We start from the raw sequence: 14,049 nt of genomic DNA on the forward strand, positions 1-14,049 counted from the left end.
CTAGCAGCTGTCGCTATGTTTAAAGTGATGGAAAGCACATTACACAAGACAACTATCGAATATAAACACAGTCCTCAAGGCACTCTTGTACTCGATATCTACTCACGAAAACCAGAGGCTCAACAGCGCCGCCCGGCGATACTTTACCTCTTCGGTGGCGGCTGGCTTAGCGGCCACAGGGAGCAATTCCAGACTCAAGCTGAATATTTTGCAGATCAAGGAATGGTGAGCATACTAGTTGATTATCGTGTATTTAGCAGACACCAAACCACCCCCCTTGACGCTTTGGATGACGCCCAGGATGCTTTCGATTGGGTCAGCCATCATGCGACAAAGCTCAGCATAGACCCCAATAAGATCATTATCGCTGGCGGCTCCTCCGGTGGTCACTTAGCACTCTGTAGCGCTTTAAACTGCAATGGCAGGGGACTCTCTACCAAGCCAGTGGCGCTGATCTTATACAACCCAGTAACTGACTTGAGAGCTGCTAGTCCCGAGCTAGGTTTCTCAGAGGGTGAGCTAGCTCTATTAGCAAACATGACAAGAGAGGAAATACACCAGTTTTCACCAGCTACACAGCCTTGCAAAAAGCTCCCACCAACATTAATTATCTATGGCATGGAGGACCCTTTGTTAGCTCAAGCTGAACAAGGTTTATGTGCCAAAACCTCAGAGCACACTCCAGCAATGCAAATCATGCGCTGGCCAGGGGTCGGTCATGGCTTCTTCAATAAGGAACCCTGGTTGCATGAAACTACAAAGGCAACTGAACAGTTCTTGCTTAAACTCCAGGTACTGCCAACTTCTACTGATACTTCCACTTTACCAAGGAGCTCTAACAAATGATCGACAGCGCCCTCCGACACTCACATCTTTTTATTGCCGGAACCCACCGCAGCGGCACCTCGCTTATCCACGAAATACTGCGTGAACACCCGGCAATTAGTGGCTTTCGGGATACACCCGCTTATATGGAAGATGAGGGCCAATTTTTACAGTCTGTATATCCACGCGGGGAAGAGTTTGGTGGGCCTGGGCGATTTGCCTTTGAAAGCTCAGCACACATGACAGAAACACACCCTCTAGTTTCCGCTGACAATGCCCAGCGCCTCTTTGGTGAGTGGAGTCAATACTGGGATCTGAGAAAGCCTATTTTAGTTGAAAAGTCCCCGCCAAACATCATTCGCACTCGCTTTCTTCAAGCCTTATTTCCAAACTCACACTTTCTGATCATTCTTCGCCATCCTGTAGCTGTAGCTTATGCCACACAAAAATGGAGTAAAACATCGATCAACTCGCTGATTGACCATACCTTAAGGGCTTATGAAATATTTTTTGAGGATCGATCGTATTTGGCTAATTGCCACCTAGTCTATTACGAAGATTTTGTAGAAAGACCACAAGAGATTGTTGACCAAATCTTCGAGTTTCTAGGCTTGGAAAAACAAAACTTAGATCGTGAAATATCCCCACTTGTTAATCAGCGTTACTTCGAGTCTTGGCGCAATGATCGTCGAAAATTCTGGCGCCCAGTGCCCAGGCGTGTTTCTCCTGAGCTAGAGCTATGCGCCAATAGAGTGGGTTACAGCTTAAAAGGAGAGTGCAAACTGCCTGAGACAGCACACTTGGAATAACCATGTCTAACAAGCGCCGCTAACTCACTTGCTGTGCAAGATTTCTAGCCTCTCTAGGAGTATCCGATTAACCTGTTGACGATCTGCAGAGCTAGAAAAGGCCTGATCTGCCTCCGGTAAATCAATACGCTGAATCATCTTTTTTGACAATTCATGAGCCCAAGCTTTATCCCGATGCAGGAGCTCATCAAACTCTCGGCTGACTATGCTGCGGCCGCTCATTAGCAACAACAACTCGCCGTCAAATTCACATAGGCCATGCAACATGCGGTCGATAAAATGTCGCTTCTCAGTAACTGAGCTAGCAGACTGCCCAAGACCTAGGCGCGTTTGAGAGCGACGCAGCAGGCTAGTTAGTGCTCCACGAGCATAGCCCAGCAAGTCATACTCCATACGAAGTAGCTTAAGCCAAAATGACTTTTCTTTTAGACGTTGCAGATAATGCTGTCGTACTACTACCGCCTGTGTTTCACGAGTACTGACCCAGGGGTTACCGATCACTAGACTGTCAACCAAAGGCAAAGCATGAGCGTGTATCATAATCCCCGAAGCGGCATCACAGCCCCCCCAGAGGACGATATGTTCCAGCTCAGGAACTGCCCTTCTAAACCTATCTACAGCACTAGCTAAATCATCCCCAATCTCTTCAAAGCCCAAAAACTCGCCACTGCTATCGCCCATCCCACGATAGTCAAAGCGCATCACAGCAAAGCCTTTGGCAGCAAGTTCTCGCGCCATCTTAACTAACCCGCGTCCAACACCTGCGCGATATTGAGGCCCACCGGCAACAACGGTAAGCACTCCGATTCGGCTTGGTATTGGCGCATGATGTATCACACCAATCAGCTGCTCTTGGCAGCATTCAAAAACGACGGGCTCGACCTTTGCTGCCTTTATATTCATGAGTAGATATCGCCCATCAACTTGAATATTTCGAAGTTCTCATCCCGTTCATTTAACTGCCAAATTGCCGGCCCACAGAAAGGCTGGGCATTCACTGAGTGCCCAGCAACCTTCAATTTATCTAGCAATTTTGCCGTTGGAATAGGAAAAGGCCGACTCTGCTCACTAACATGCTCTAACCATGTCACAGGGATCTGTGTGCTAGCCGGATTGGGAGTAATTTCAAGTGATTGAAGCTCAACCATCAGCTCACCACCGAGGGGGTAACCAGCAATTTCAACAGCTTGGCCGGCTAGCCACTGAGCTTTTATCTGATCACTGCTTTCAGCTGCCCTCTCACGTCCAAGGCCTGCAGCGATTCTCTGTCTAATCAGTTGACGCACGAAATTCTGGCCGGATAAGACTGGCTGCCATAACAATAACTGGTCAACCTTCGCAGGGTGCCGAACAGTATAATGCCAAGCTAAAAGTGCTCCGCTGCGCAGCCCCCATAATATCACCGGCTGCTGAAAAGCATCTTCAACAGTAGTGACTGCCAGAGCCATATCGTCAAACCAGCTTGCTAGGCTTGAATTTATTAACTCCCCATCACTGTCACCTGTACCACGAAAGTCGAATAAGGTGCAGCCGTAACCACGCTGAGCGAGCTGCCTTGACTGGCCAGCCACCCATGATCGACAGCGGTTCATTTCCTCGGCAAAGGGAGGCACATAAACAAATTGGGCTTTTGCTGCGCTTTCTGGCTGAAAAGACAGAGTAAAAATTTGCTGCCCAGTCGCCCCGATGAATTGGGCTGAAGTTTTCAATGCGCTATGCCGCTCAAGACATTTTGGCTTCGATAAAATCTGCCAATGAACCTACAGATTCAAATATTTCTCCCGAAATTTCGTCATCGTAGATTTCACAGCCAGTCTCATCTTCAATAGAAGCAAGAATTGAGGTAATCGTCAGGGAATTGAACTCAGGTATGGCTCCGAGTAAGGCTGTATCCCGCTGGAAGCTTGAAACGGCATCTAGCTGCAGATTTGTCTGCAGTATATGCCGAGTTAAAGTCAATGCATCCATATTTAAGGTATCCAAGTTAGAAAGTTATTAGATGCTTTTGCATATAGCTTAAAAACAACTGCACTAAATCGGTTTTAAAAGCTTCTCTGCACAACATAGCGAGCCCTCAACATTAAAAGTCGCCCGCCCAAGTAAATAGTATATGCGAACCATCGCAAGGACATGCCATAGACCAAAGCTTCCTTCGCACTCACATAAGCAGGCCCAAACTCACCATTATCTACCAACAAATGGCTTAACCGCTTACAAGTGACAAGCAAGTGTTGACGGCATTTGTTGCGCACCACAGTTTTTTCGGCCGCCACATAATTACACGACAAGAGGTGGCGACGTATTTGCAAACGCTGAACACGGCTTAGGGATAGAGATGCACTCTCCCCTGATGATGCATCAGGTATATGATGCTGAGCAACAAACTCGGGCAGGTGTAAAATAACCTGAGCTTGGTCTACACAGCGCAGATAAAAATCCAAATCTTCTTCGTAGCGTAGATACTCATTAAAGCCGCCTAAGTCTACAAAGAACTCTCGTCGCACAAGGGTCGTGTTCAGGTGATTAAAGCCTTGGTAAGCCATCAGATCTTCAGCAAAGATGCGATAGCAGCCATCTTTGAATTCCCGCCCTTGTTGTTGCAGCTGCTTAGCTAAGCCATGAAGCCACAGTGGCTGCTCTAGCCCGCCACCTTCAGGAACCGCCATTTGGTTGGCGTATAACAGGTCGATCTCTGCTTGCTCACCAATCACCTGATAGGCTTTAGATAAAAAGCCCTGATCTGTCCACAAATCATCATCATCTAAAAATGCAAGGTACTGACCAGAACTACACCAGCTCCCAACATTTCGAGCATATGCTGGACCGCGACCTCGCGGATAACAACCAAGGCGCAGGTAGCGTATTTCTATGTCTGTCTGCTGAGATAAACTCTCCAGTGAATGGGCAATTAGCTCAGTGACTTCCTGCTCGGAGCCGTCATCAACAACAAGCAGTTCAAAACTTCTCATGGTCTGGGCTAGAACAGACTCTACTGCGCGCAGCAAATCTTTCGGCCGGTTTCGTGTAGCTATAACCACACTATAAACTGGGGTTGTCATGCTGGCCGATGCTCAAATGGGGGTAACATTTATTATCAATTCCAGTTAGCAAGGCTAAGCACAGTATTTAGGGTCCTGTCGGGCATTGCAAATGCGTTTCTTAGCATCCTAGCTAGATAAGATAGGTTTTTAGACCACCGGACCAGTTTACACCTAAAAAGACCCCGAGGAAGCCATGCAAAATAGCGAAATCCTTGCCATCAATCACCAAAAAATAGACTACACTACTAATGTTGCTCCTATGGCTCGCAACCGCGCGCCTGAACCCAGCGACTTCGAGATATAAGCTGTCATATGTGTGACCTCCTAAGCTTCCCCACCTGTCTGAGATGGCTACTGTATTTTGGGCTAATCATCCCAAGCGGGCTTGTCTACGCTCAAAGCAACACTGTCGACTACACAAATGTGAGCGCAGAGGTTTGGGCGGAGTTTATCCGCATAAAACGTGGACAAATCGAGCCCCTCTCCGAATCTGCGACCATAAACTCCCGGCAAGATACTAGCTCTCGGCTAAACTCATTTTTACAGAATCAACAGCGGACTGGGCCATTCACAGCAGCGCCTGAATCACAGTCTAGTGCGCAATTTAACAATACTGGCCAAACATCACAGGACATCATCTACACTCGCGTCCCCAGAACGCATGGCAGTCACGAGGTCACACTAAAAGATGGCAGTACTTACACCCTTGCCAGCCCTGATATCTGGGATCGCCTGCCAGACACAAGGCATGTCTTTGATGGTTTTAACGCCCCGGGGCAACTCATTCTCCACAGGGCAGACGGCACAGAAAAAATCCTTTTCGACTGTTTTAAACTTAAACAGCCCTGTGTCCCTCTTGACCCAGCTGTGTCTCTTGATGGACAAAAAGTTCTATTTTCTGTTTATAGCTCAAACAAGCTCGTCCAGGCTAAATGGTCAGGCACCACCCTGCCCAATAAACGCCTTGGAAAGGCCACAAGCGCACGATTACATGTTGTCGATCTGTCCAGCGGGAGCGTAAGTGCATTAGCTCACACACCAGGCACGATGGATATCAGTCCAGCTTGGTTGCCCGATGGACGGATTATGTTTGCTTCTGATCGGCAAGGTGGCCGAGAGCCATTTCTAGATCGTATTAGCCCCAACAACCGTCCTGACCCACAGCTCTATATTGCTGATGCTGATGCTACAAGTGCGGTAAATATCACTCCACATGAAGTCAGCTCAGCGATGCATCCATACGTCCTGCGCAGCGGGCGAATTGTCTACGGTTCGCAATGGCTCAGCCATAACTTGGCTTATATCCACACCAACGGGGGCATTAACTGGCCGGGCACTCAAGATAACATGTGGGTCGTTATGGATATTGACTCTCGAGGTGGTGATATGAACGCCTTGTTAGGTGCACATCGTACGAGCTTAAAAACCTCAACGGGCCGCAGGAAAACCATGAAAGCCCTACATTTTTTAGGCCAGCGAGCTAACGGTGATATCTGTGTCGCTAACTACTATCGCGGCAACAACTTGGGGCTCGGTGACGTGCTATGCTGGCCCCCTGAGCCCAATGGCATCGAAGGGCAGCTACCACGCTTTCTACCAAGAAATATCTACAATGTTGCAGATTGGTCTGTATCCAATGATCAGGCATCTAGGCGCGTGAATGGCATATACCAAGGTAAAATTGGCTATCCGGAAGGCGCTGACAACAATCAACTATTACTAACCTTGGGACGAGGCTACTGCACCCAGGTGTCAGGTAGTCTAAAGAGCTTCCAGGAGGACGTTGCTGAGCAACCCAATAAGCTGGCCTGCGATACGGGGATCTACTTAACTACTCAAATTCCCTCCAAATCGATCGACGATTTAGCCAAAGTGGTCGACAGAGCCGAGTGGCATGAGTTTGGGGCTAGGGTCATAGCCCCTAGACAGGTCGAACAACCGCCGGTTTTAGACACATCAGACGGCTCTTGCCAGCTCGCCAGCAGCAATGCTGCAGACTCAGAAACTGCGCCTTACAAAGCTTATAGGTTCAATCATAATTATGCGGTATCAGCCAATAACGGCGGCGAAATTGACGGCCTAGCACAGAGTGAACTTGCTGGAATTCGCTTTTGGGAAGTGTTGCCTAACAGCCCCACTAAAACCTTCACCAACATAAGCGGCAACCGTTTGCGAGACTTGGGCTTAGTGCCCCTACTTGCCGACAAATCGTTCAAGGTCGCCCTACCCTGCGACACAGCTTTCATCATGGCAGGTATCGATGCTAAAGGAAGAGTTATCAAGCGCGATCAAGTCCCACAATCACTCCGCCCAGGTGAAAAGCGTGTATGCAGCGGCTGTCACCTGCACTCCCGTAAAGGTCGGCATTATGAGAAGTCGCTCGCTTTCGGCTCAGAGGCCATACCATTATTAACTGCACGCCCGGTACCAACTTATGAGCGCTATATAAAGCCTATTTTTGAGCGCCACTGTATTACTTGTCACGTCAGCGATGTGCCCTTAATGGACTATGACAAGCTTGTTTGGGATCCCTTCCAAGCAAGCATCCCTGAAGATCGCAGAATCCAAGTCAGTAACTCCAACAACCCAAGACGAAAGTACGGCTTACAGCGCCCCTATACCAGTAAATACATAAATAGCATGTTCGCACGCGAGAGCTTGCTGTACTGGAAAGCTGCAAACCAACGCAGCGATGGCAGAACTGACCAAACCTACGCCAACGACATTGACTTCGGTCCCTCGCACCCGACCGACATCACAGAGGATGAGCTGAGAATTCTAGCCCACTGGATTGACTCTGGCGCCACGCGAATAAAGCCAAAAGATTGAATCATGGCCACTTAAGTATTCGGTAGAGGGGCGAGTGTTTGGACTCAGTATCTACCTGACAAAGCAAATAGATCACAATCGCTGGCGCTACCAAGACTCAGGCAAGTAATCTATCGGACGCTATGAAATGCTAAGCATTGCTTATGTCTAACAACTTGTGCTTCAGCTCCTAAAAAGCCACACTTAATATTCAAGTTTTCGCTAGTAAGTGACTTGTCGCCATAATGGATTAGAGGGAAATGGACATTCAAGCTGATCAGGCTGCCCCAGCCATGCAAGAAAAAAAAAGGCCCCAACCAGGCTTTGTTGCCACGCTCTCATTTACAGTAAGTGCGCCATCAGAGGCAGTGAAAACAACAGTCTGGCCGCACCATAGCTCGAAGGATTCTGGCTCAGTCAGCTCATCGGATATTTTCTACGACGACGCTGACCATCACTTCAGCATTGCTGCATGTGGTAGTTTTCTATGGCAAAGCGAGAATCTAGCCCAAGTCGCCAAGCAGTCGGGGGTTGGCGCAGCTCTGGCCGAAGCCTATCGAACTGAAGGCCTGGGGATGGTAGGCAGTCTACGCGGCTCATTTGCACTAGTGCTGGTAGATTTTCAACAGCAACGCATTCTCGCCGCGACCGACCGCTTTGGCACTATACCAGTGTTTTATCGCAGTGACGGGCAGCGTGTTTTTGTAGCTACCGACCTACAAGATATAGCGCCGGAAGGTGCAGAAGTTGAGGTCTCGCCTCAAGCGATCTTCGACTACTGCTACTTTCATGTGGTTCCTGCTCCCCTTTCAATCATACCCGAAACTAGCAAGTTGCCAGCTGCCCACCAGTTGCTGTGGGCAAATGGCGCAAGGCAAGTCAGCCCCTATTGGACTCCCGACTTTAATCGCAAGCTATCCCCAGAAGCCACGGCAAACAAACAGCATGAACTGCAAGACCTCCTGCGCAACTCAGTACAACGCTGCTTAGTAGCTGCTGAAAAGCCAGGCGCCTTCCTAAGTGGTGGATTGGACTCATCCACTGTCGTGGGCATGATGGCCGAAAACGGTAGCGAGGGCCAAGCCTACACCATCGGTTTTGACGCCGATGGTTATGATGAAATGCCCTACGCGCGACTAGCGGCCGAGCATTTTGGTGTAAAGCTCAATGAGTACTACCTGACTCCTGAGGATATCGTCGACTCTTTGCCATTACTCGCTCGCAACACACAAGAGCCCTTTGGTAACTCATCCTTATTGCCGGCCTACTACTGTGCCCGCATGGCAGAGCGTGACGGTGTTGATGTCATGCTTGCCGGAGATGGCGGTGATGAATTATTTGCCGGTAACGAGCGCTATCTACACCAGCGGGTCTTTCGTCCTTATGGGAAATTACCACGCGCTATCCGTCACAATGTCATCGAGCCGCTAGCAGATCGGGTACCGGCCTCCATGCCACTTATCAACAAACTAGCCAGCTATGTGAAGCAAGCCAAAACTCCCCTGCCTGAGCGACTACAAACTTACAACTTTCTGCACCGCTTTGACCTTGCGCAGATGTTTCAGCCAAGCTTTCTCAGTGCTGTAGATACCGAACACCCCAGCGCGTTGCTACGCGAGCTTTATCAACGCCCCTTGCACGGTAGCGAGCTCGACCGCATGCTTTATCACGATTGGCAGGTTACTTTGGCAGACAATGATCTGAGAAAGGTGTATTTCGCCTGTCGCATGGCCGGCGTGCATGTCGCCTATCCAATGCTCGATACCGACCTTGCAGACTTTTCGATCCACATACCGGATGAGATTCGCTTGAAAAAAGGCCGTCTCAGAGCATTTTACAAAGCGGGGCTCAAGGGTTGGCTGCCAGATGCCACCCTCAAAAAAACTAAACAGGGTTTCGGCCTGCCCTTTGGTGTGTGGATGCGAGAGCACCGACCTTTGCAGGAACTTGTCTACGATAGTATCGCCGAGCTGCGTCAGAGAAACATTATTCAACCGGCCTTTCTCGATGAATCTGTCAAGCTGCACCGTGAAGGGCACGCCAGCTATTATGGCGAACTACTTTGGATACTCACCTATCTGGAACTATGGCTGGCATCACGGTGATCTGCTCAAGTTTTAAACTGCGCATAAGCACCCCTGAAGAGCGCGTATTCTAATGCGAGGACCGAACAAGCTGCTGGCAGCTACTTTACCTGCATTCCTAGCACTGCGTGGCCGCCAAAGTCTGTCGATCCTAAACTATCACCGTGTACTCGCTGAGCCAGACCCAATGCGCCCGGATGAGCCAGACTCAGCAACATTTCGCTGGCAGATGAAACTACTGGCGGATTACTTTCACCCAGTCGGGCTTGAGGAAGCCGTCATTCGACTCTCACAAGGCTCTCTTCCAGAGCGTGCCGTATGTGTCACTTTTGATGACGGCTATGCTGACAATGCCGAAGTTGCTGCCCCAATACTCGAGGCACTAAATATTCCAGCCACAATATTCGTGGCCACTGGCTTTATCAATGGTGGGCTGATGTGGAATGATACTATTATGGAGTTCGCTCGGATTGCTGCAGCCGGCACTTACCATGCAGGCAAGTTTGAGCTATCGATACCGGAGGCAGCCGGTTACGACATACGTCGACTAAAAGCGGGAGCATTGATCCGAGAAATTAAGCACCTGCCTGTGGCAGAGCGGCAATCACTCGTGGATCAACTCATAGCATGCACGCAGCCCCTCCTCCCACACGATTTGATGATGAACGAGGCTCAGCTCAAAGAACTTAGCACAAGGGACATTCAGTTAGGGGCCCATACCGTTTCCCACCCGATTTTAGCCAGCCTTGATGATAACCTTGCCCTGAAGGAGATTACGCGTTCCAAAAGTGATCTAGAGGCCATTACTGGGCTGCCTACACGCTTGTTTGCCTACCCAAACGGCAAAGCGAACATTGACTACCTGCAGCAGCACTGCAAGATGGTAGCAAAGGCCGGCTTCCTTGCCGCAGTGAGCACCCAGTGGGGAGTGGCCAGAGCAGACAGCGACCCCTATCAACTCCCTCGCTTTACGCCCTGGGATAAAACTCCCAGCCGCTTTTTGCTACGATTAATGCTTAATTACCATAGGAAAAGCGATACTGACTCTAAGGGCTTTTCATTATGACGAGGGATGCCTGCCTAGCGGCCATCGAAGCCTTACATCCCCCATCTGAGATACCAAGTCCTCAGCAGTATCTACGCCTCTATCACCCCAGCCATAGCAGTTACAGCACCTTGCCTAGTGTACTACTAAAGGCAGAGACACAATTGTCGCAAGCAGATCCCCGCTTAGTCGAAGCCTATAACCGTTTTTTATTGGCCTATTTGCTAAGCGAATTTCACCCCAGCCGCTGCCCGCTCATACTCACTGAGTCGATCAAAGAATTGTTCGACGCTCAAATAAAACGGCTCAACAATAGCTGCGAGCAAGGCTCTACTGATCACTTTACACTTCACAATGATAGCTTTCGGAAGGATTTAGCTATTGCGACAGGTCGACTGATACCACTTGGCGCAGAGTTTGCCCAAGTCAACGCAGGCATTCCTAGACGACTCTTAATAAGCGGGGGAGCAAAACAGTTCTGTCGCTTCGGGGCCTTTATGATCCGTCAAAAAGGTCAACTTAGTGGCTTTTTAGAACTGCATGCGCATCCACACTACCTAGATGACTTTAACCCAGAAGGTTGGACTCTTTGCCTCAAGAGGTTAGCCAAATTACTACAGCACAACCCTAATCTTCCCGGTGTGTTTAGCAGTAGCTGGTTTTTAGATCCACAATTAGAGCGTATCAGCCCTCGACTAGCTTATCTCCGCGAGCAGACGATAGCCTCTGGAGCACAACTGTTCTACGTAGGACCAGACACAACGGGCAATTCTGGTGCTATCAATCGCAGTCCGACTCGCCGAATCCTATTTGAACGCGGTGAGTACACGCCGGTTATTTATACGCGTATCTGGACTCGGCCAGCACTCTGCCGATCAGTCGCTTGCTTAAAAGAGTACTAAAAGCGCAGCAAGACTAAATAATCTACGCCTTCCGTAGAAGCTTGGCTAGCCGAGGAGCCTGCTTCAAACTTCCGTAGTTCTTAATAAATTCGCGCATACTTGAGTCAAGTATACCCCGTCCGTGGAGCTGTAAAAAATCAAGACCTCCAAGGTCATTTAACTCTAAGAATACGGGGCCACTATCGCTAACTATCACATCCCAGTGCAGCAGCTGCATGGGGCTAAAGGCAATTGATGCACGCAATACTTCAGCGCGTATGGTATCCCAAAAAGGAATTTTAAATTTGTCAAAGCGTTGACCACAAACGGGGTGTGCCTCTAACCACTGCGAACCAGGCCAAAATGCAGTGACGGCAGGAGAAACCTCTCCTGTATGATTATCAATAGCACACACCATATTACCACTAGTACCACTAGTACCACTAGTACCACTAGTACCACTAGTACCACTAGTACCACTAGTACCACTAGTACCACTAGTACCACTAGTACCACTAGTACCACGTACAAAATTATCTCCGTGATTACCTGGACGAACAAGCTTCCAAATACAGCGATGTATAACAGGACCAGAACCCTGACCATTTTGAACCACGATTCGTAACCCAGAAGGCACTTCGGTGCCAGTAAATTCTGTGAGCTCGTGGTGCTGACGAATTACGGACTGAACAAGGTAGCCTGCTTCAGGTCGATAAAATTCTCGATTCGGATTATCTATAGCATTAAGAATCAACTCATTGAAAGTAAGTCTACCTAGCCCTATCACATCAAACTGTTTGAGTACCGGATCATAACTATTAACTAACACCCCACCGATACCTTTTTGAGTATGTACTGGCTTCATGAACACTGGCAAGCTCTCACTTTCCGTTAGATAATCACGAAGAGCTTCAACACTTTTCAATTGTGACTGCACATGGCTGGGGAAAGAACCGCAAGGTCGATAGAAGGCTCGGGTTTCCGCAATAGGAAGATTAAAAGACTTGGCAAGTATCTCAAAGACCAATTTATCCCAGGCCGGACTAACTGCACTGCGAGGATTTAACGCCAAGCTTGTCTCTGCTGCTACGCCACTACCTTGAAAAGAGCAATAGTACTCAGCGATATTCTCATCAATTGCATATATACCAAGTTGGTAATAATCCTGCACCGAGCATGTGGGGTTCAGTTTATACTACTGAAAAATTTCTTTGATCTGGGTAATGGCTGATTTTCTGTGGGACTGTTTCACCTGCCGCATGCATTGAATATAGTACTGTAACCTAGCGATTTTATCATTCAGTTTACGTTTCAAAGGTAATTCTTTTTATAATAGTTATATGTTGTGAATGCTCTTTCTTTAGATATCCCAGCGCCCCTTTCCACGGCGTGTTACGCGCCAATCCAACCAGTCTGGCTTGACACTGCGACGATATAAGCGGCGCATAATACCTCCAAAAAAATAACGATCTATTTGTCCAATTAACTGTTTTCTTTGAAAGCCATAATAATATTTCCGCATCTTTCGATAGAATGCCTCATTACCCTTAGTCTTGGCCAAAAAAATTAACTCTTCCAAAGAAGCAGCAACTCCTTCATCTTTTGGCTTTAAGTACTTAAGTAGTCTAAGGTCATCCAATCGCGGCAAGGCAGCACAGCTTCCGCCAAGCAATTCAATCGCCACCATAGTGCGGACACACTTGGGGCAGGCACCACAGTTACTTCCGATTCCGCGCCAACAGACTTGCAGATTATTCGAAAGCCAGTCGTGCTCTATCACATCTCTGACTTTTTCACTGCGACTACAACCAGCACCATAATGAATCACCTCGCTTGCCTCAGTACTCCACATAGGGTCAAGCAATGGATGTGTTCCCCATGGAAATAATTCGTCGTAATTATGGGAAGAGGGTACATATACCCTAGCCATCCCGAGAGCACCTCCTACTGTCGACAAATACAGGCCGTGACCAAAACGCCAAGTCAAACGTCGTTTATCAGTCCACTCGCGAATATTAGTACGGATAGGGATGAGCTGTTTGCTGATGGAGTTTGCAAATTTACAATAGCGCTCAACCATCTCTGCCCAGCTTTTTTCCGTATGTCCGCTGTCAAAGCCCCAGGAAACGACAAGATGGGTCACTGTGTCGAGCTTGTGAAGTAGCGCATGAGAACTATCGATGCCACCGGAAAAAAAACAAGCAACGTGACTCGACGTCGGTTCAATAACTGTAGTCTGCGCGATGAGAGGGACCCGCGTTAGATCACGATTCCAGTTGGCAAAGATCGACTGAACCTCTGCAAAACGCCCAGCGACGGCCGCTGAAACGGGGATATCGTCATCTATCACAATTGGCAAGCCAGAAATCATAGCCTCAAGCATCGCCACAGCAAGAAAGGGTTCTACACGCGGGTATAAAGTATAGCGGGAAGGCACAGCAATAAATATTTCCTCACCATCAACCTCAGCACTTAATCGGTTTTGCTTCGACCCTGACTCTACTCGCAAGCCACTAATACGCACAGATTGTCTGTCATTCATTATCTATTCTCCGA

General features: G+C 48.6%; 12 protein-coding genes. 6 read left to right on the forward strand and 6 right to left on the reverse strand.

Features of this window, described 5'->3' with window-relative positions:
- Nucleotides 1-15 precede the first annotated feature (15 nt).
- Together H2508_RS06120 and H2508_RS06125 are read left to right on the forward strand one after the other, a co-directional pair.
- Nucleotides 16-846, forward strand: a complete 831-nt coding sequence (locus tag H2508_RS06120; protein WP_182170176.1) for an alpha/beta hydrolase — start codon at nucleotides 16-18, stop codon at nucleotides 844-846.
- A complete protein-coding gene (locus tag H2508_RS06125) occupies nucleotides 843-1,634 on the forward strand; it encodes a sulfotransferase family protein (protein WP_182170179.1) in 792 nt (263 codons plus the stop codon). Before H2508_RS06120 ends, H2508_RS06125 begins: the two co-directional genes overlap by 4 nt.
- Before the next feature lie 24 nt (nucleotides 1,635-1,658).
- On the opposite strand, the gene H2508_RS06130 is transcribed toward H2508_RS06125, so the two are convergent.
- From H2508_RS06130 to H2508_RS06145, 4 genes are all read right to left on the reverse strand, one after another.
- Entirely contained in the window at nucleotides 1,659-2,537 is an 879-nt protein-coding gene (locus H2508_RS06130) for a hydrolase 1, exosortase A system-associated (protein ID WP_182170182.1), read from the reverse strand.
- Nucleotides 2,534-3,343: a hydrolase 2, exosortase A system-associated gene (locus H2508_RS06135; RefSeq protein ID WP_182170185.1), complete on the reverse strand. Its 810-nt coding sequence runs from the start codon at nucleotides 3,341-3,343 to the stop codon at nucleotides 2,534-2,536. Before H2508_RS06135 ends, H2508_RS06130 begins: the two co-directional genes overlap by 4 nt.
- 13 nt (nucleotides 3,344-3,356) lie before the next feature.
- Complete coding sequence (locus tag H2508_RS06140; protein ID WP_182170187.1) at nucleotides 3,357-3,602, reverse strand: acyl carrier protein; 246 nt, start codon at nucleotides 3,600-3,602, stop codon at nucleotides 3,357-3,359.
- Nucleotides 3,603-3,676: 74 nt separating this feature from the next.
- Nucleotides 3,677-4,693 (reverse strand): glycosyltransferase, encoded by a 1,017-nt coding sequence (locus H2508_RS06145; RefSeq protein ID WP_182170190.1) that lies wholly within the window; start codon nucleotides 4,691-4,693, stop codon nucleotides 3,677-3,679.
- A 1,029-nt stretch (nucleotides 4,694-5,722) separates the two neighbouring features.
- On the opposite strand from H2508_RS06145, the gene H2508_RS06150 reads away from it, so the two are divergent.
- The 4 genes from H2508_RS06150 to H2508_RS06165 all read left to right on the forward strand — a co-directional run bounded on the left by H2508_RS06150 (nucleotide 5,723) and on the right by H2508_RS06165 (nucleotide 11,514).
- Nucleotides 5,723-7,504, forward strand: coding sequence for an HzsA-related protein (locus H2508_RS06150; protein ID WP_182170883.1), 1,782 nt, complete (start codon nucleotides 5,723-5,725; stop codon nucleotides 7,502-7,504).
- A 347-nt stretch (nucleotides 7,505-7,851) separates the two neighbouring features.
- On the forward strand, nucleotides 7,852-9,588 hold the full coding sequence (locus tag H2508_RS06155; protein ID WP_220463588.1) for an asparagine synthetase B family protein: 1,737 nt from the start codon (nucleotides 7,852-7,854) through the stop codon (nucleotides 9,586-9,588).
- Between the two features lie 52 nt (nucleotides 9,589-9,640).
- Nucleotides 9,641-10,633 (forward strand): polysaccharide deacetylase family protein, encoded by a 993-nt coding sequence (locus H2508_RS06160; protein ID WP_220463589.1) that lies wholly within the window; start codon nucleotides 9,641-9,643, stop codon nucleotides 10,631-10,633.
- Entirely contained in the window at nucleotides 10,630-11,514 is an 885-nt protein-coding gene (locus tag H2508_RS06165; protein ID WP_182170193.1) for a hypothetical protein, read from the forward strand. Before H2508_RS06160 ends, H2508_RS06165 begins: the two co-directional genes overlap by 4 nt.
- A gap of 22 nt (nucleotides 11,515-11,536) precedes the next feature.
- Here H2508_RS06165 and H2508_RS06170 read toward each other — a convergent pair whose 3' ends face one another.
- Together H2508_RS06170 and H2508_RS06175 are read right to left on the reverse strand one after the other, a co-directional pair.
- Nucleotides 11,537-12,664: a sugar-transfer associated ATP-grasp domain-containing protein gene (locus H2508_RS06170; protein ID WP_182170196.1), complete on the reverse strand. Its 1,128-nt coding sequence runs from the start codon at nucleotides 12,662-12,664 to the stop codon at nucleotides 11,537-11,539.
- Nucleotides 12,665-12,853: 189 nt separating this feature from the next.
- Complete coding sequence (locus H2508_RS06175) at nucleotides 12,854-14,035, reverse strand: hypothetical protein (RefSeq protein ID WP_182170199.1); 1,182 nt, start codon at nucleotides 14,033-14,035, stop codon at nucleotides 12,854-12,856.
- Between the last annotated feature and the right edge of the window lie 14 nt (nucleotides 14,036-14,049).

Origin of the sequence: Sediminihaliea albiluteola (assembly GCF_014077625.1) — a bacterium.
Lineage (GTDB): Bacteria > Pseudomonadota > Gammaproteobacteria > Pseudomonadales > Halieaceae > Sediminihaliea > Sediminihaliea albiluteola.